Annotated in this window: 15 protein-coding genes; 11 read left to right on the top strand and 4 right to left on the bottom strand. The window is 73.2% G+C overall.

Annotated features, from left to right (window positions below; all coding sequences use genetic code 11):
• The first annotated feature begins 57 nt into the window (after nucleotides 1-57).
• Both ACZ7HQ_RS03650 and ACZ7HQ_RS03645 read left to right on the top strand, forming a co-directional pair.
• Complete coding sequence (locus ACZ7HQ_RS03650) at nucleotides 58-1,068, top strand: helix-turn-helix transcriptional regulator (RefSeq protein WP_470984137.1); 1,011 nt, start codon at nucleotides 58-60, stop codon at nucleotides 1,066-1,068.
• A gap of 66 nt (nucleotides 1,069-1,134) precedes the next feature.
• Nucleotides 1,135-1,653 carry a DUF4240 domain-containing protein gene (locus tag ACZ7HQ_RS03645; protein ID WP_470985196.1) on the top strand — a complete coding sequence of 173 codons (519 nt, stop codon included), beginning with the start codon at nucleotides 1,135-1,137 and terminating at the stop codon, nucleotides 1,651-1,653.
• Between the two features lie 180 nt (nucleotides 1,654-1,833).
• Here ACZ7HQ_RS03645 and ACZ7HQ_RS03640 read toward each other — a convergent pair whose 3' ends face one another.
• Entirely contained in the window at nucleotides 1,834-2,616 is a 783-nt protein-coding gene (locus ACZ7HQ_RS03640) for a peptidoglycan recognition protein family protein (RefSeq protein WP_470985193.1), read from the bottom strand.
• A gap of 1,093 nt (nucleotides 2,617-3,709) precedes the next feature.
• Between ACZ7HQ_RS03640 and ACZ7HQ_RS03635 the strand changes: the two genes are divergently transcribed.
• On the top strand, nucleotides 3,710-4,894 hold the full coding sequence (locus tag ACZ7HQ_RS03635) for a MarP family serine protease (protein WP_470984135.1): 1,185 nt from the start codon (nucleotides 3,710-3,712) through the stop codon (nucleotides 4,892-4,894).
• Nucleotides 4,895-4,907: 13 nt separating this feature from the next.
• Here the strand turns inward: ACZ7HQ_RS03635 and ACZ7HQ_RS03630 are convergent, their stop codons facing one another.
• Nucleotides 4,908-5,396, bottom strand: a complete 489-nt coding sequence (locus ACZ7HQ_RS03630) for a GNAT family N-acetyltransferase (RefSeq protein WP_470984133.1) — start codon at nucleotides 5,394-5,396, stop codon at nucleotides 4,908-4,910.
• 64 nt (nucleotides 5,397-5,460) lie between these two features.
• On the opposite strand from ACZ7HQ_RS03630, the gene ACZ7HQ_RS03625 reads away from it, so the two are divergent.
• Both ACZ7HQ_RS03625 and ACZ7HQ_RS03620 read left to right on the top strand, forming a co-directional pair.
• Nucleotides 5,461-6,354 (top strand): TIGR01777 family oxidoreductase, encoded by an 894-nt coding sequence (locus ACZ7HQ_RS03625; RefSeq protein WP_470984131.1) that lies wholly within the window; start codon nucleotides 5,461-5,463, stop codon nucleotides 6,352-6,354.
• Nucleotides 6,355-6,556: 202 nt separating this feature from the next.
• Nucleotides 6,557-7,921, top strand: coding sequence for an NAD(P)/FAD-dependent oxidoreductase (locus ACZ7HQ_RS03620; protein WP_470984128.1), 1,365 nt, complete (start codon nucleotides 6,557-6,559; stop codon nucleotides 7,919-7,921).
• Nucleotides 7,922-7,943: 22 nt separating this feature from the next.
• Here the strand turns inward: ACZ7HQ_RS03620 and ACZ7HQ_RS03615 are convergent, their stop codons facing one another.
• Entirely contained in the window at nucleotides 7,944-9,413 is a 1,470-nt protein-coding gene (locus ACZ7HQ_RS03615; protein ID WP_470984125.1) for a regulator, read from the bottom strand.
• Nucleotides 9,414-9,651: 238 nt separating this feature from the next.
• Here ACZ7HQ_RS03615 and lipB point away from each other — a divergent pair, with 238 nt between their 5' ends.
• The 4 genes from lipB (at nucleotide 9,652) to ACZ7HQ_RS03595 (ending at nucleotide 12,685) form a co-directional block, all read left to right on the top strand.
• Entirely contained in the window at nucleotides 9,652-10,449 is a 798-nt protein-coding gene (gene lipB / locus ACZ7HQ_RS03610) for a lipoyl(octanoyl) transferase LipB (RefSeq protein ID WP_470984122.1), read from the top strand.
• 106 nt (nucleotides 10,450-10,555) lie between these two features.
• The gene (gene lipA, locus ACZ7HQ_RS03605; RefSeq protein ID WP_470984120.1) at nucleotides 10,556-11,521 is read left to right on the top strand and encodes a lipoyl synthase; all 966 of its coding nucleotides are present in this window, start codon (nucleotides 10,556-10,558) and stop codon (nucleotides 11,519-11,521) included.
• Between the two features lie 217 nt (nucleotides 11,522-11,738).
• A complete protein-coding gene (locus ACZ7HQ_RS03600) occupies nucleotides 11,739-11,936 on the top strand; it encodes an SCO2195 family GlnR-regulated protein (protein WP_069781302.1) in 198 nt (65 codons plus the stop codon).
• Nucleotides 11,937-11,995: 59 nt separating this feature from the next.
• Nucleotides 11,996-12,685 (top strand): DUF4191 domain-containing protein, encoded by a 690-nt coding sequence (locus ACZ7HQ_RS03595; RefSeq protein ID WP_470984117.1) that lies wholly within the window; start codon nucleotides 11,996-11,998, stop codon nucleotides 12,683-12,685.
• A 25-nt stretch (nucleotides 12,686-12,710) separates the two neighbouring features.
• Here ACZ7HQ_RS03595 and ACZ7HQ_RS03590 read toward each other — a convergent pair whose 3' ends face one another.
• Complete coding sequence (locus tag ACZ7HQ_RS03590) at nucleotides 12,711-13,748, bottom strand: ferritin-like domain-containing protein (protein WP_470984115.1); 1,038 nt, start codon at nucleotides 13,746-13,748, stop codon at nucleotides 12,711-12,713.
• Nucleotides 13,749-14,457: 709 nt separating this feature from the next.
• On the opposite strand from ACZ7HQ_RS03590, the gene ACZ7HQ_RS03585 reads away from it, so the two are divergent.
• Nucleotides 14,458-15,552 (top strand): right-handed parallel beta-helix repeat-containing protein, encoded by a 1,095-nt coding sequence (locus tag ACZ7HQ_RS03585; RefSeq protein ID WP_470984113.1) that lies wholly within the window; start codon nucleotides 14,458-14,460, stop codon nucleotides 15,550-15,552.
• Nucleotides 15,553-15,614: 62 nt separating this feature from the next.
• Entirely contained in the window at nucleotides 15,615-16,679 is a 1,065-nt protein-coding gene (locus ACZ7HQ_RS03580; RefSeq protein ID WP_470984110.1) for a methyltransferase, read from the top strand.
• Nucleotides 16,680-16,808 lie beyond the last annotated feature (129 nt).

Raw genomic sequence — 16,808 nt, 5'->3', positions numbered from 1 at the left:
GGGTACGGCTGCTGCCGTACCCCTTCGTTGTCGGTGGCGCCCGGCATGATGAAGGACATGCGTGCGGCCCGGCTCATCAAGATGGTGCTCCTGCTGCAGTCCCGGCCGTCCATGACCGCCGCCGAGCTGGCCCGCGAGCTGGAGGTGTCGGAGCGGACCGTGACACGGGACGCGCAGGCCCTGTCGGAGGCGGGCGTGCCGGTGTACGCGGACCGCGGGCGGGCCGGCGGGTACCGCCTGGTCGGCGGATACCGGACGCGGCTGACGGGACTGGCCAGGAGCGAGGCGGAGGCGTTGTTCCTGAGCGGGGTGCCAGGGGTGCTGCGGGACATGGGACTGGAGGACGCCCACTGTGCCGCCCGGCTGAAGGTGTCCGCGGCACTGCTGCCGTCCCTGCGCGACGCCCCGGACAGCGCCGCCCAGCGGTTCCACCTGGACGCTCCGGCCTGGTTCCGGGAGCCGGAGACGCCGGCGCTGCTGCCGGTGGTCGCGGAGGCGGTGTGGGACGACCGCCGGGTCACCGCCCGGTACCGGCGGGCCGAGGACGAGGTGGAGCGGCTGCTGGAGCCGTACGGGCTCGTGCTGAAGGCGGGCGTCTGGTACCTGTGCGCGCGGGTGGCCGGCGGTGGCTCCTTCCGGACGTACCGGATCGACCGGTTCAGCACGGTGGATCCACTGGAGGAACGCTTCACCCGTGATCCCGGCTTCGACCTGCCCGGCCACTGGTCCGAGCAGGCCGAGCGGTTCGCACGCTCGCTGCTGCGCGCCGAGGTGGTCGTACGGCTGTCCCCGGAGGGTGTGCGCGGGCTGCGGTACGCCGTCGAACCGATGTCGGCGCGCGAGGCGCTGCGCGAGGCGGGCGAGCCGGACGGGGCGGGCTGGGTGACGGTGACGGTGCCGGTCGAGTCGGAGGAGGTCGCGCACGCGCAGCTGACGGCGCTCGGCGCGGACGTCGAGGTGCTGGCCCCCGGGAGCCTGCGCGAGCGGTTCGCGAGGGACGCGGCCCGGCTGGCCGCTCTGTACGGCCGTACGAGCGCCGGCGCGGACACCGGTGTGGACACCGGATAACGATCCGCCGCACTCCGGCGCACTCCGCGTGCGTCCCTCCGGTGGAGGCCCGATGCTGGTGCCGTGATGGACGAGACGGAGTTCTGGGAGCTGATCGACGCCGCCCGCGAGAGTGCCGAAGGCGATCCCGAGGAACAGGCCGACGTGCTCGTGGACCGGCTGCTCCAGCTGGACCCCGACCTGGTCCTGGACTTCGCCCGTCACTTCGAGGCCCGGTACAACCGCGCCTACCACTGGGACCTGTGGGGCGCCGCCTGGGTGCTGCTGGACGGGGCCAGCGACGACGCGTTCGACTTCTTCCGGTGCTGGCTGATCGGCCAGGGCCGGGAGGTCTACGAGGGCGCCCTGCACGATCCGGACTCGCTGGCCGAGTTGCTGGACGAGTTCGACGAGGAGATCGACGGCGACGGCGAGGAACTGGGCTACGCGGCGGACGAGGCCTACGAGCAGCTGACCGGCACCGTCGCGCCCGACCTGGGCATCGCCCCGGCGCCCGCCGAGCCGGAGGGCACGCCGCTGGACTTCGAGAACGAGCGGGCGCTCGCCGAACGGTTTCCCCGGCTGTGGGACCGCTTCCGGGAGTAGCCCGCCGCGGCTCAGCCGGCCGTGCGGTCCGCTCCCACCGCGTGGTGCAGCGGGGCGGCGTTGGCGAGCGCGGACGCGGTGACCGCGGCCGGGCCGAGGACGACGGTCGCGACCGCGCGGCATCGGCTCGGTGACGTGCACGACCGTGGGGCGCGGGGCTCGGAGGAGGCTGCGTGGCGGCTATGGCGTTGCTGAGGACGTCGGCGCCGGTGCGGTCCGGCGCCGGAGGACGGTCCGGCCCTGCAGGCGGGCGGCCTGCTCCCTGATCTCGGGGAGGCGGGCGGCGAGGGCGGCGCCGGGGCAGTTCGTCATGAACCCGGCGTTGTGACCGGAGACGGCGGGCAGGGTGGCGGTGGTGCCGGCGTGGTAGCGGCTGTGGCTGCTGCTGGACACCAGGCGGACGGTGGTGCGTGGGTCGACGTCGGCGAGGCCGAGTTTCCAGGCGGTCAGTGCGGCGATCGCGTCGGTCATGGCCCGGGGCACGGGGACACCGGCGGTGAAGGTGCCGAGGGCGGCGATACCGGCGGTGCGATGGTTGAAGCCCAGGGTGTGGGCGCCGGTGACGGGCCGTTCGACGCCTCCGGCACGGCCCTCGTAGATGGTGCCGCAGCGGTCGACGAGGAAGTTGTACCCGATGTCGTCCCAGCGGCGGTCGCCGGTCTGCCCGGCGTACAGGTGCTGGATGATGCGCGGCGCGTCGGCGCAGTCGTACGTGCCCGGCGAGTCGGTGTGGTGGACGAAGACCGCGACCACCTTGTCGTCGTAGCGCGGGGGCGGCTGGGTGCGCTGTGCCGTGCCCAGCCACACGGAACGGGGCACGATGCGCGGCCGGGCGGCGCGGTGGGCCGGGGCGCGGGCCGGCCCGGGCCGGTCGAGACGGACCGCCTCGGGGCGCTCGGCACCACGGGCGCACAGCACGAGCGTGAGGACGGCCACGAGCCCGAGCAGACAGCCGAGCAACACCAGCAGAACCCCTGGCCCCCGCCCCCGAGCCCGCCTCCCCCACCCCACCGCCTGACCGGCCTCGCCCGACTCGGCAGGCTCGGGAGCGGGGCGCTCGGGCGGACCGGGGGTGTCGGCGGTGCCCGATGGCGCGGCGGCGTCCGGGGACCGGGGGGTGTCCGGGGGGTGGGGGCCGTCGGCGGTGCCCGATAGTGAGGCGGCGTCCGGAGACGGGGCAGTGTCCGGGGACCGGGGGGTGTCGATGGTGCCCGGAGAACGGGTGGTGTCCGGGGGCTGGGGATTGTCGGCAGCGTCCGGGGGCACGGAGGTGTCGAGGGTCTCGGTGGGCCCCGGCGTCTGCTGCGCTCCGAGCGTCTCGGGGCTGGCCGACGAGCCCGGTGTGGGCGGCGTCCCGAGGGTCTCGGAGGCTGCCGGCCGATCCTCCGGCACCTGCGGCGCCCGCGTCTCGGAGACTGCCGACGGCCTCGACGGCTCCGGCGGCGGCCCGGAGGTGTCGGCGGTTTCCGAAGGCCCGGGTGTCTCCGGCGTCCCCGCACTCCGCGTCGGCCCAGAGGCCTGCTCCGTCTCCGGTGTCCTGTGCCTCTCCTGGCCGTGCGTCTGCCTCTCTTGGCCCTGCGCCGCCAGGTTCCCGTCTCCGTCCGCCGCCAGACTCCTGGCCGCCTCCGCGCTTCCCGGCGCCTCCCGGCTCCCCGGCGTCTCCAGGCTCCGCTGCGCCTCCCGGCCCCCCGACGACTCTGGGGTCCCCCGCGTATCCGGCCTCCCCGGCGTCTCCCCGCTCCCCGGCGTCTCCCCGCTCCCCGGCGTGTCCAGGCTCCGCTGCGGCTCCCCGCTCTCCGGGGGCTGTGGGGTCCGGCGGGTTGTGGGTTTGCGCAGTGTTCTTCGGACGGCGTGCATGGTCCCACTCTCGGGGCGTCGGGGTGTGCCCGCGATGTGCGCTGTGCCACCCGGCGGAACCATCGTCCTGGTCCGGGACGTTTCTGGGGGTACACACATACGTGGCCGGTTCGCCGTCCGGTGGCCGTGCCCGTGTGTGGGTGACTGATCACCGGGCCCGTCCCGTCCGTACTGAGGGGTCCGAGAGAAAGGCGGCTCCGTGGACCTGCTCGACCTGGTGCTTGTGCTGGTCATCCTCGTCTACGCGGCGTCCGGATACCGGCGCGGGCTGGTGGCCGGCTGTGTCTCGCTGGCCGGGTTCGTCGGCGGTGCCGTCGTCGGCGTATGGCTGCTGCCCTGGGTGACCGGCCTGGTGGACCGCGGTACGGCCCAGGCGACGGTGCTCGCCGTGGTGACGGTGCTGGTGCCGGCGGTCGTGGGGCACGAGCTGGCGGGCCGGCTGGCGCTGCGGCTGCGCGGGGAGCTGGACCGGGGCCCGCTGCGGGTGGCGGACGGGATAGGGGGCGCGGCGGCGAACTCGGTCGCGGTACTGATCGTGGCCTGGGTGGCGGCGAGCGTGCTGTCCGCGGCCCCCTCCCAGACCCTGACCTCGGCGATACGGAACTCGGCGCTGCTCGGCGCGGTGCAGGAGGCGATGCCGGACACCACGCCCGCATGGTTCTCGCGGGCCACGTCGGCGCTGACGGAGGCGGGATTCCCGCAGGTCTTCAACCCGTTCGAGAACGAGTCGACGGCCCAGGTGGCCCGCCCCTCGGGTGACAGCGTCACCCCGGCCGCCACCCGCGCCGCGAAGCTGAGCACGGTGAAGATCGAGGGCGTCTCGGGCAACGAGGGCCGCGAGGGCAGCGGGTTCGTCTTCTCCGCGCGGCACGTGATGACCAACGCGCACGTGGTGGCCGGCATCGACCACCCGAGCGTGCGGGTCGGCGGCGTCGGGCGGTCGTACGAGGCCCGGGTGGTGCTCTTCGACCCCGACCGGGACGTGGCGGTGCTGTATGTGCCCCGGCTGCGTGCCCCGGTGCTGCGGTTCGACACGAGCGCGGTACGCGGCGCGGCGGCCGTGGTGGCGGGCTATCCGCAGGACGGCAGCCTGAACCTGCAGGCGGCGACGGTGGCGAGCCGGGTGCGGGCGACCGGGCAGAACATCTACAACGACGGCGCGGTCACCCGGGACATCTACTCGATCCGGTCCACGGTCCGGCCGGGCAACTCCGGCGGCCCGCTGCTGACCACGAACGGCCGGGTGTTCGGCGTTGTCTTCGCCCGCTCCACCTCGGACACCGAGACGGGGTACGCGCTGACGGCGGACGAGGTGGCGGCCGACGCCCAGCGCGCGGCCAGGGCGACGGCACGGGTGGACACGGGCCGGCTGGTCAGCTCCTAGCGGTCCAGGACGGTCACACGCGCCGGCCCATGAGCACGTCGTCGACATAGGTGCCGTCGAGGAGGAACTCCTCCGGCTGCACGCCCTCGACGGTGAACCCCTCGGACTCGTACAGCGCGCGTGCCGGGGCGTTGTGGCCGAGCACACGCAGGCTCAGCCGCCGTGCGCCGCGTTCGCGCGCCTCCCCGACGGCGGCCCGGATCAACGCGCGCCCGAGCCCCTGGCCGCGCGCCTCCTCCGCGACGGCGAGGCCCTGGATCTGCAGGACGTGCGCGTTGGAGGGGAGCGGGGTCGGGCGGGCGATGCGGACGTAGCCGACGAGCCGTCCGCCGGCTTCGGCGACCAGGTAGTCCTCCGGGAGGTGACGCTCGTCGAAGAAGGGCCGGTACGGCGGGGCCGGGCGTGGGGACACGGCGTGCAGGGTGGACCAGGTGGCCCGGTCGAGGGCGGCCAGTCGCTCTTCGTCGTCGGCCACGGCGATGCGTATGTACGGCTCCGGCATGACGATCACCCTACGGCGGGTGCGGGAGCGCCTCACAGCGTTTTCGCACGGGCATGCTGGGGCCATGGAGCGTATGCGAATCGCCGTGGCCGGTGCGTCCGGGCTCATCGGCAGCGCCCTGGTGCGGTCCCTGACCGCGGACGGGCACGAGGTGGTACGACTGGTGCGCCGGGCGGCCGTGGGCCCGCAGGAGGTCTGCTGGGACCCGGAGGGGCGGTACGTGGACGCGGCGGGGCTGACCGGCTGTGCCGCGGTGGTCTCTCTGGCCGGGGCCGGGATCGGCGACCGGCGCTGGACGCCGGCGTACAAGCGGGTGCTGCGGGACAGCCGGGTGCTGGGCACGGCCGCGCTGGCGGAGGCGGTGGCCGCGTTGCCCGAGCCGCCACGGGTGTTCGTCAGCGGCAGCGCGATCGGCATCTACGGCGACACCGGCGACCGGGTGGTGGACGAGCGGACGCCGCCGGGCGACGGCTTCCTGCCCTCGCTCTGCGTGGAGTGGGAGGAGGCCGCGGCGCGTGCGCAGGAGGCGGGCGTGCGGACGGTGTTCGCGCGTACGGGGCTGGTGGTGGCGCGCGGCGGGGGCGCCTGGGGGCGGCTGTTCCCGCTGTTCCGGGCGGGGCTCGGGGGACGGCTGGGTGACGGGCGGCAGTACTGGTCGTACATCGCGCTGCACGACGAGGTCGCCGCGATCCGGTATCTCATCGACCACGACACGCTGTCCGGGCCGTTCAACCTGACGGCCCCGCAGCCGCTGACGAACCGTGAGATCACGGCGGCGATGGCCCGGGTGCTGCACCGTCCGGCGCCGTTCGCGGTACCGGCGCCGGTGCTGCGGGCGGCCCTGGGTGAGCTGGCCGGGGACGTGCTGGGCAGTCAACGGGTGGTGCCGAAGCGGCTGCTGGAGGCGGGCTTCCGTTTTGCGTTCCCGGGGATCGACGACGCCATCCGGGCGGCCTGACGGACAGGGCGGACCTCCTGCGACCTCCTGCGACCTCCTGAGATCTGTTGTGACCGCATGCGACCTCCATGCGACCGTGCTCTGTTGATGCGCGACTGTTTGTGACCGATCACGGCCCTAACCTCGACCCGAACTCGGGTATCCCCGGAGCCAGTTGGGGGCATGACGTCTCCACCGGCCGCGCAACCACAGGAGGGGCCTCGTGCTTGAGCCCGCGTACCAGGTGGACGTCGTCATCGTGGGAGCCGGCATCGCCGGACTCTCGGCGGCTCATCGGCTGACCAGCGCAGGAATCTCGACCGCAGTCCTCGAGGCCGCCCCGTACGTCGGCGGCCGCATGTCGACGGAGAAGGTCGACGGCTTCCGGCTCGACCGCATCGGACAGCTGCTGTCCACGTCCTACCCCGAACTCCGCACGACCCCGGGCCTGGACTCCCTGGTCCTGCGCACCTTCGCGCCCGGCGTCCTGCTGCACCGCGACGGACGCGCGCAGCGAGCGGGCGCACCGGCGGCCGGAGGGAGCGCAAGGGGCGCACTGCATGCGGTGCGCGCTCTCGCGAGCGCCCCCCGAGGGCCGGCGGCCACCCCCGGCCGGGTCGGCGCCCCGGTGGGCGGCGCGGTCGACCAGGCGCGGCTCGGCGCCGCTTTGGGCCGGCTCGCCACCACCCCGGTCGAGCGCATCCTGGCCCGCCCCGAGATGCCCGCCGGCCAGGCCCTCGCCCAGCGCGGGATGCCCGGGCGCACGATCGACGGCTTCCTGCGCCCGCTGCTGGCCACTCTGCTGTGCGACCCGGAACTGACCACCTCCAGCCGGTGCGCCGACCTCGCGCTGCGCGCCTTCGCGAGCGGCCGGCTGTGTGTGCCGGAGGGCGGCGCCGAGATGCTGCCGGAGCTGCTGGCGCGGACGCTGCCGCCCGGTACGGTGCACACCGGGGTACGGGTCACCTCGGTGGCCACGACCGCGGTGACGACCGCCGAGCACGGCGAGATCCGCTGCCGGGCGGTGCTGCTGGCGACGGATGCGCGGGCCGCGGCGCAGCTGCTGCCGGGCCTCAGGGTGCCCGACTTCCACGCGGTGACCGTGGTCCACCACACCACCGACGATCCGGCGCCGGCGTTCCGCACGGGTACCTCGCTGCTGCTGGACGCCGACCGGGGCGGGCCGGTGGCGCACACGGCGGTGCTCAGCAACGTGGACCCGAGCCGGGCGCCGGCCGGCCGGGTGCTGATCTCCTCCACGGTGCTGGGCACCTCGCCGGAAGGGGTCGACACGGCCGTCCGCATCCACCTCTCCCGCCTCTACGGCACCTCGACACGCCGCTGGGAGACGCTGGCGGTGCACCACACCGCGGAGGCGGTCCCGGCCATGCGCCCCCCGCACGACCTGCGCCGCCCCGTACGCCTCCTGGCGGGCCTGTACGTCTGCGGCGACCACCGCGACACCAGCACGGTCCAGGGCGCACTGCACTCGGCCCACAGGGCGACGGCGGCGATCCTGGCCGACCTGGGCGCAGCGGGTTCGCTCAATCGCGCGGAACCGGCGCCCTCTCTGCCGAGGGCGGCGTGAACGCGCCCCGGCAGGGGCGGGCTCACCCCAACGCCGCCACCTTCTCCCGGTACCCCCGCACCGGAGCCGCGTCCCGGTACGGCTCCAGCCGGCGCTCGAAGTCCCGCACGTACTCGACGGCGCGGGCGGAGCGCATCTCCGCGGCCTGGCCCGCGGCCTCCGCGGCCAGCGCGCACGCCTGGTCGAGTTCGCCGAGGCCGAGCCGGGCCGTGGCGAGGACGACACGGCAGAAGAGGCGGCTGCGGGCATAGGAGGGCGCCCGGAGCTGGAGCGAGCGCTCGGCGTGCTGGGCGGCCGCCCGGAACTGCTGCAGGTCCCGGTGGCAGTGCCCGAACTCGTCGGCGAGCTGCGCCTCGTCGAAGAACTTGGCCCAGTACGGCACCTCGTCCCCGGGCCGGGCCGCCTCCAGGGCGCGCTCGGCCCGCACGAGCGCCGCCGTGCACGCCCGCACCTCGCCCAGCACGCCGTGCGCCCTCGCCTCGGAGGCGTGCAGCAGCGCCTGCACGACCGGCGGGCCACCGGTCCCCACGCCCTGCTGGGCGACGCGGGCGAGCTGCACGGCCTCCCTGCCGTGGCCGAGGTAGACGGCCTGACGGCTCATGGTGACCAGGACGTAGGAGCCGTACGCGCGGTCGCCGGCCGCCTGGGCGAGCCGCAGGGCCTGCACGAAGTAGCGCTGGGCGAGCCCGTGCGCGGCGATGTCGTACGAGGTCCAGCCGGCGAGGCGGGTGAGGTCGGCGGCGGCGCCGAAGAGGCGGCGGCCGGTCTGCTCGTCGTAGGTGCCACGGAGCATCGGCTCGCACTCGTGCTCCAGGTAGCGCACCAGGGCCTGCCGGGCGTGGCCGCCGCCGAACCGGTCGTCGAGGGTGCGGAACAGCTCGCCGACCGAGCGCAGCGCGTTGATGTCGCCGCCCGTGACCCTGTGGCCGGGGGCGCGTTCGGCCTGCCCACGCACCCGGGGCGGGACCGCGAGCACCGCCCGCCCCTGGGCCTTGGCCGGGCCCGGACGGCCCTGCGGGGGCACCCGGAGCACCTGGTCACGGGCCACCTTGTCGTCCGGCTTGCCGATCAGCCAGTCCCGGCTGGGGACCACGAGTCCCGCCGGGGTGAAGGCGATCTTGCGCAGCTCGGCGTGGCTGCCGGAGTCCTTGCGCCACAGCCCGCTGACGATGTCGACGGCCTCCTCCGGGGTGGCCGCGAACTCCAGCCCGGCGTACACCGGAGCGCACGCGTCCAGGCCGAGATCCTGGGCGGTGAGCCGGCGCCCGAGCCGGCGCGTGAACACCTCGGCGATCAGGGCGGGCGTCGTACCGCGCGGCTGCTGCCCGCGCAGCCAGCGGGTGACCGAGGTCTTGTCGTATCTGAGGTCCAGCCCGTGCTCCAGGCCGAGCTGGTCGACGCGACGAGCCAGACCCGCGTTGGAGAACCCCGCCTCTGCGATGAGCGTGGCGAGCTGGCGGTTGGGGGTGCGCTGCGCGGGTCGGTCCGTCATCTGCGGTGCGGTCTCCTGCCTTCCGTGCCTCTGAAGTGCCGGATTGCCTTTGAGCAGCCCTTACGGCCGCACGAACGGCGTGAATGTAGCGGAGAGTGAGCAGGCGATCACAGCCTTCGCGAGGCATTCATCCGATCGTGTGAGGAAAGCCCGCGGGGCTGACGTACGCCGGTCGGTCGTACAGTGGCGTGGGCGCGTTATGTGCCTGACACGCCGGTCGCTGAGGGAGGCGCTTGCCGTGAGTGAGTTGCGGTTCGTCCGCATGGGGTTCGGTGCGGATGCCGTCGATTACCAGGAGGCCTGGGACGAGCAGCGCAGGGTGCACGCGGCCCGGTTCGCCGACGAGGGCCCGGACACCGTGATCCTCCTGGAGCACCCGCCGGTGTACACGGCCGGCCGCCGCACCGAGGACAGCGAGCGCCCACTGGACGGCACCCCCGTCGTCGACGTGGACCGCGGCGGCAAGATCACCTGGCACGGCCCGGGCCAGCTGGTGGGCTACCCGATCCAGAAGCTCCCGCGCCCGGTGGACGTGGTCGCGCACGTACGGCGCCTGGAGGAGGCGCTCATCCGCACCTGCGCGGAGTTCGGCCTGGAGACGACCCGGGTCGAGGGCCGCAGCGGTGTGTGGGTGCTCGGCGACCCGGTCGAGCAGCGGCCCGCGCTCGGCGGCCTGTCCCTGGACTTCGACCCGCGCCTCACCGACGAGGAGTTCGACCCCCGCCTCAACGGCCCCGAGTACGCCCCCTCCAACGCGGGCCAGCGGCGCGAGGACCGCAAGATCGCCCAGATCGGCATCCGGGTGGCCAAGGGCGTCACCATGCACGGCTTCTCGTTCAACGTGAACCCCGACATGAAGTGGTTCGACCGGATCATCCCGTGCGGGATCCGGGACGCGGGGGTGGCCTCCCTCGCGGGCGAGCTGGGCCGGGACGTCACGATCGAGGAGGTCCTGCCGGTGGTCGAGAAGCACCTGAAGGACATCCTGGAGAACGCGCACCTCAAGCCGAGGGTGATCGAGAGGGCCTCCGCCTGACCGGGGAATGCGCCCTGCGACAGAGAGGTTGATCTCCCGGGCAGGGCGCAGTGAACACGGGCGTACCCTGGTGTGCGCCGAGGAATCAAAGCTTAGGGAGCCGGTCGTGTCCGCAGTCGCACCCGACGGACGCAAGATGCTGCGCCTGGAGGTCCGCAACAGCCAGACCCCCATCGAGCGCAAGCCCGAGTGGATCAAGACGCGGGCGAAAATGGGTCCCGAGTACACGAAGATGCAGAACCTCGTGAAGAGCGAGGGCCTGCACACGGTCTGCCAGGAAGCCGGCTGCCCGAACATCTACGAGTGCTGGGAGGACCGCGAGGCGACCTTCCTCATCGGCGGCGACCAGTGCACCCGGCGCTGTGACTTCTGCCAGATCGACACCGGCAAGCCCGAGGCGCTCGACCGTGACGAGCCGCGCCGCGTCGGCGAGTCCGTGGTCACCATGGACCTGAACTACGCCACCATCACCGGCGTCGCCCGTGACGACCTGGAGGACGGCGGCGCCTGGCTGTACGCCGAGACCGTGCGCCAGATCCACCAGCAGACGGCGGACCGCGAGGGCGGCCGTACGAAGGTCGAGCTGCTGGCCCCCGACTTCAACGCCGTCCCCGAGCAGCTGGCCGAGGTCTTCTCCGCCCGCCCCGAGGTCTTCGCGCACAACGTCGAGACGGTCCCGCGGATCTTCAAGCGGATCCGCCCCGGCTTCCGCTACGAGCGCTCCCTGAAGGTCATCACCGAGGCCCGCGACTTCGGCCTGGTCACCAAGTCCAACCTGATCCTCGGCATGGGTGAGACCCGCGAGGAGGTCAGCGAGGCGCTCAAGCAGCTGCACGACGCGGGCTGCGAGCTGGTCACCATCACCCAGTACCTGCGCCCCTCCGTCCGGCACCACCCGGTGGAGCGCTGGGTGAAGCCGCAGGAGTTCGTGGAGCTGAAGGAGGAGGCCGAGCAGATCGGCTTCTCCGGTGTGATGTCCGGCCCCCTGGTGCGGTCGTCGTACCGTGCCGGGCGCCTGTACCAGATGGCGGTCGAGAAGCGCGGAACCTACATCGCCACGCAAGCCGTGTGAATTCGCGCACAAGCAATTACTGGCCAGTAATGGCCGAGACGACGCGGTCCTGACCGTCCTCGCTGATGAGGGCGGACATCAGGGCCGCGTCAGCGTTTCAGTGCTCTGCATCAAGGCTTCATTGGTGTTTGACCGGTCGGACACGCCCTGGTAACACCAATCAGTGACTCTGGTATCACGCCTCGTACACCACCCGATCCGAGGGGGGACCTCGATCATGCAGGCCGCGCCCGTACGCGCCACCGCCATCCCGTCCTTCACCGACGCACTCCGCGCCGTCGAGTCCCTGCTCATGAGCGGCGGTCAGCGCACCGCCCGCCGCAACGCGTGGACCTCCGTGCTGGAGGACCGGCGGCGTGCCAAGGACCGGGTCGAGGCGCAGCGCGTCCTGGAACAGGCCGCCGACCGCTCCTGACGCCGTCGCCCCGGGCACTGCCGTCGTCCGCACTCCCGGGGACACGTAGACTTCGTGGCATGGCGAGGAAGGAAACCGCGGCGGACGCCGCGAACGCAGGGCGACTGAAGCAGATCGCTCTCACGTACAAGATGACCCGCAAGGCCGACAAGAAGATCGGTCTTGTACTCGCGGCCGTCGGCATCGGCACCCTCGGTGTCTTCCTCGCGATCGGCTTTCTGCTCGGTCACCCGATCTACCTGGGCATCTTCGGCCTGCTGGTCGGTCTGCTGGCGACGGCGATCGTGTTCGGCCGCCGGGCCGAGCGGGCCGCCTTCGGCCAGATGGAGGGCCAGCCGGGGGCAGCGGCCGCCGTGCTGGACAACGTCGGCCGGGGCTGGACGACCACTCCGGCGGTGGCGATGAACCGCAGCCAGGACGTGGTGCACCGGGCGGTCGGGAAGGCCGGCATCGTGCTGGTCGCCGAGGGCAACCCGAACCGGGTGAAGAGCCTGCTGGCCGCCGAGAAGAAGAAGATGAACCGCATCGTCGCGGACGTACCGGTGCACGACGTGATCGTCGGCAACGGCGAGGGTCAGGTCGAGCTGAAGAAGCTGCGCACGACCATGCTGAAGTTCCCGCGGGTGCTGACCGGTCCCCAGGTGACGGCCACCAATGACCGGCTGCGTGCCATGGGGGACCTGATGAGCAACATGCCGCTGCCCAAGGGGCCCATGCCCAAGGGCATGCGGATGCCGAAGGGCCGCTGACGGACTGCCGGTCCGGCCTGCCTGATCACCGGGCGGGCCGGAACTGGGGGCCGTAGCTGCCCGGGGCGTCCGCAAGAGGCGTCTCCATCAGCTCCACCGCCGGCTCCTCCATGCCGCGCATGGCGCGGGTCGCCGCACCCAGGCTGCGGCCGCCACCGCCGCTCCATGCCTCGTCGAGCGCGTCCAGCACCGCGGAGTAGGTGCTGTCGAACTGGTCCAGCAGCCGTTGGACCTGTGCCGGGGGGCGGTCCCAGCCGCCGGGCGGGACCGGGGCCATGGGGCGTGCGTCGGGGAACGGCACGGGCGCGCCGGTGTACTGCCAGCCGCTCGCGGTGCTGCGCAGCCGCCGGCCGTGGTAGATCTCCGCGAAGGCGTAGAAGTGGGCCGGGTGGTCGTCCTGGAAGGCGTCGGCCGGGGAACTCGCGGTGCCCTCGCCCTGCTCCCTGACGATCTCGAGGGACCGCTCGACGTCGTCCAGGCCGGTGACCGGCTCCAGCACGTCCGCGCCGATGCGGTCGGACAGCTGCCCCTCGGCCGACAGATACGGCGCCGTGCGCCGGAACGCCGCCTGCAGTTCGCCGTAGAAGCCGCCGATGGTGGGTGAGTCCGCCGCGGTCCGGGCGAGCGGGGCCTCGGGGGCCTCGATCGCCATCATCACGTCGTGCACGAAGTCCCTGGTGAGACCCGAGAGGTACACGTGCACCCCGGTGCGCACCCCGCCGGGCAGGGAGCAGGGGTAGCGGGGTGCGGCGTCCTTGATCCGGGGCCGTCCGCCGACGGCCACGAGCAGGTTGCAGACGACGCCCAGGTGGTACATCTCGTCGCCGACGATGCGCCGGATGAGCTGCGCCGCCTCGCTGCGGCGGTCCCTGACCGACCACCAGCCGCACAGGTAGGGCGGGATGGTGGCGAGTTCCAGCTCCACGGCGAGCTGCAGCGCCGCCCGCAGCCAGTCGACGCCGCGGTCGCGTCCGGGCACCGCGAGCAGACGGGCCACGGAGCCGTGCCCGGGCACGGCAGCCGGCATCTCGACGCCCTGCGCGGCCGCCACGACGGCAGGCACGGCAACCGGAACCGGGGCGGCAGCGGCCAACGCAGCCGACGCCAAAAAATCCCGCCGCCCAACGGACACACCCCCTGGCCCACCCGAACCAACCGGGACGCCCGCTGCCCCGACCGCAGCGCCCACAAGCCCCTCCGGGACCCCCGCCGGCCCGGCCGGGGCCCCCGCCGACCCGACCGGAACACCCGGGGCACCCGCCGGCCCAGCCGAGGCGCCCCCCGACTCATCCGAGGCGACGCCCGACCCGACCGAGGCACCCGCCGGCCCAGCCAAAGCCCGCGCCGACCCGGCCGAGGCGACCGCTGCCCCGTCCGAGGCCGCTGCCCCGGCCGAGGCGACCGCCTCCCCGTCCGAGACCGGCGCCCCAGCCGAGGCGACCACCGGCCTCACCAGGGCAGCCGCCGCCAGGTCCAAGGCGCCCACTGCCCCCGCCGGAGCAACCGCCAACCCCACCGGGGCACCCGCCGGCCCAGCCGAGGCCGCCGTCGGTCCGTTCGGATGTGTGTTCGTGTCCGTCACATTGCCTCCGCTTCGGCATGGTCCCGGCTCGGCGTGAGGTGTCGGGCCCTTCGACAGCTGGCGAAGCTAGCAGCCGGGGTGACCTTTCCCGGGGCGCTCGGGCCTCGGTGTGGCGCGGGCCAGGGCCTGACACGCCGCCGAACGGAGCATCCTGCCGGTTATCGGCTCATGCGCTCCTAGCCTTCGGAATGTGACAAAACGCCATATCCCGTACGTTGTCTGCAGTACCGCCCTTCTCGGCGCACTCCTCGGCACCACCCCGGCGTCGGCCGCCCACGCGGTGCATGTCGTGCATCCGGGTGAGTCGATCCAGCAGGCGGTGGACGCCGCTCAGCCGGGCGACACGGTGTTCGTGCAGGCCGGCACGTACCACGAGAGCGTCAAGGTGACCACCTCCGGGATCACGCTGCGCGGCGTGGGCCCGGCCACCGTACTCGAACCGTCCGCCGAGGCCGCGGCCACCGCGCAGGCCGACAGTGGCGCCAAGGCCCAGAAGAGCTGCGCGGAGCAGGGCAACGGCATCTGTGTCGTCGGAACCAAGACCCAGCCCGTCCAGGACGTCACCGTCGCCCACCTGACCGTGACCGGTTTCTCCAGGATCGGCGTCGTCGCCGTGGGCGCCGATCGCCTCACCGTGAGCGGAGTGACCGCCGACAAGAACGGCCAGTGGGGCATCGCGGAGGAACGCTCCACCCGCAGCGTCTACCGCAACGACACCGCCCGGTCCAACGGCGACGCGGGCCTGTTCCTCGCCAACACCATCTCGGCGGAGCAGGGCGCCACCGACACCGGCGGCACCGTCCTCGACCACAACCAGCTGGAGGGCAACCGGATCGGCATCACCGTCCGCAGGCTGCGCAACCTCACCGTCCAGCACAACGTCCTCACCGGCAACTGCGCGGCCGTCTTCGTCGTCGGCGACGAGAACAAGCCGAAGGCGGGCGCCCTGACGGTCAGCCACAACCTCATCGAGCAGAACAACAAGTACTGCGCGGCGACCGCGCGGCTGCCCTTCCTGCAGGGCTCCGGCATCATCCTGACCGGCGCCGACGACACCCTGGTGACGCACAACCTGGTCAGGAACAACTCCGGCGCGTCCCCGCTGTCGGGCGGGATCGTCCTGTTCAAGAGCTTCGTGGGCGCCACGAGCGAGCGGAACCGGATCAGCGGCAACTCGCTGGCCGGCAACGGCCCGGCGGACCTCGTCAACCAGGAAGCCACCAAGAGCAGCAACGTCTTCCAGCGCAACGCCTGCGGGGCTTCGAAGCCCGCGGGTCTGTGCTGACCGGACGGCCGTACCCAGGCCCAGGCGCCGTAACCCACCCAGGCAAGGAAGGAAGGCGGCACATGACCGCACCATCCCCCGAGCTCTCGGCTCCCCCCGCGCAGGGGGCACCCCCGTCCCCGCCGCCGTCGATGCGGCTGAGAGAGCTCGTGTTCGGAGCGGCGTGCGCCGCCGCCGTCCGCGCGGCCGCCCGGCTCGGGGTCGCCGACGCACTCGGGGACGCTCCGACGGCCGTGGAGGACCTCGCGGCCGCGGTGAAGACCGAGCCGAAGCCGCTGCGCCGGCTGCTGCGCGCCCTGTCCTGCTACGGCGTCTTCGCCGAGCACCCGGACGGGACGTTCGGCCACACCGAGATGTCCCGGCTGCTGCGCGAGGACGACCCGCACAGCCTGCGCGACATCTCCCTGTGGTGCACCGAGCCCTGGACGTGGGACGCCTGGCCGAAGCTGGACGAGGCGGTGCGCACCGGCCGGAACGTGGTCGAGGGCCTCTACGGCAAGGAGTTCTTCGCCTACCTGAACGAGGACGCCCCGGAGTCGGCCGACGTCTTCAACCGGGCGATGACCACGTCCAGCGAGCAGTCGGCGCGCGACGTCGCCGCACTGCTGGACCTGTCCGCCAGCAGGTCGGTGGCGGATCTGGGCGGCGGGCAGGGGCATGTGGTGGCCTGCCTGCTGGACAAGTACCCGGCGATGCAGGGCTGGCTGCTGGACCTGCCGCGGGTGGTGGAGAACGCCCTGCCCCGGCTGCGTCCGGGCGGCGACCTCGCGGACCGGGCGCGGATCGTGCCGGGTGACATCCGCGAGTCGGTCCCGGTCGAGGCCGACGTGTACGTCATCAAGAACATCCTGGAGTGGGACGACGAGTCCACGGCCAGGCTGCTGCGCAACGTCGTCGAGGCGGGCGGCCCGGGTGCACGGATCGTGGTCATCGAGAACCTCGTCGACGACACCCCCTCGATGCGTTTCAGCACCGCGATGGACCTGCTGCTGCTCCTGAACGTCGGCGGGGCCAAGCACACCACGCAGAGCATGGTCGGACGGCTGGAGGCGGCGGGCCTGAGGGTCGGCGACATCCGGCCGGTCAACCCCTATCTGCACGCCTTCGACTGCACGGTCCCCATGTGAGTGCCGCTCCCCCGGAGAACACCGGTGGCGGGGGGGGGGGGGGGGGGGGGGGGGGGGGGGGGGGGGGGGGGGGGGGGGGGGGGGGGGGGGGGGGGGGGGGGGGGGGGGAGGGGGTATAGGTGTTGCTTC

Source organism: Streptomyces sp. NPDC037290 (assembly GCF_055603245.1).
This window is presented reverse-complemented; position numbering and strand designations above follow the sequence as displayed.

What these genes read in the sequence shown, in the direction of transcription:
- ACZ7HQ_RS03650 (WP_470984137.1), top strand. Translation starts at nt 58, where the DNA reads ATGCGTGCGGCCCGGCTCATCAAGATGGTGCTCCTGCTGCAGTCCCGG.
- ACZ7HQ_RS03645 (WP_470985196.1), top strand. Translation starts at nt 1,135, where the DNA reads ATGGACGAGACGGAGTTCTGGGAGCTGATCGACGCCGCCCGCGAGAGT.
- ACZ7HQ_RS03630 (WP_470984133.1), bottom strand. Translation starts at nt 5,396, where the DNA reads ATGCCGGAGCCGTACATACGCATCGCCGTGGCCGACGACGAAGAGCGA.
- ACZ7HQ_RS03625 (WP_470984131.1), top strand. Translation starts at nt 5,461, where the DNA reads ATGGAGCGTATGCGAATCGCCGTGGCCGGTGCGTCCGGGCTCATCGGC.
- ACZ7HQ_RS03615 (WP_470984125.1), bottom strand. Translation starts at nt 9,413, where the DNA reads ATGACGGACCGACCCGCGCAGCGCACCCCCAACCGCCAGCTCGCCACG.
- ACZ7HQ_RS03600 (WP_069781302.1), top strand. Translation starts at nt 11,739, where the DNA reads ATGCAGGCCGCGCCCGTACGCGCCACCGCCATCCCGTCCTTCACCGAC.
- ACZ7HQ_RS03595 (WP_470984117.1), top strand. Translation starts at nt 11,996, where the DNA reads ATGGCGAGGAAGGAAACCGCGGCGGACGCCGCGAACGCAGGGCGACTG.
- ACZ7HQ_RS03580 (WP_470984110.1), top strand. Translation starts at nt 15,615, where the DNA reads ATGACCGCACCATCCCCCGAGCTCTCGGCTCCCCCCGCGCAGGGGGCA.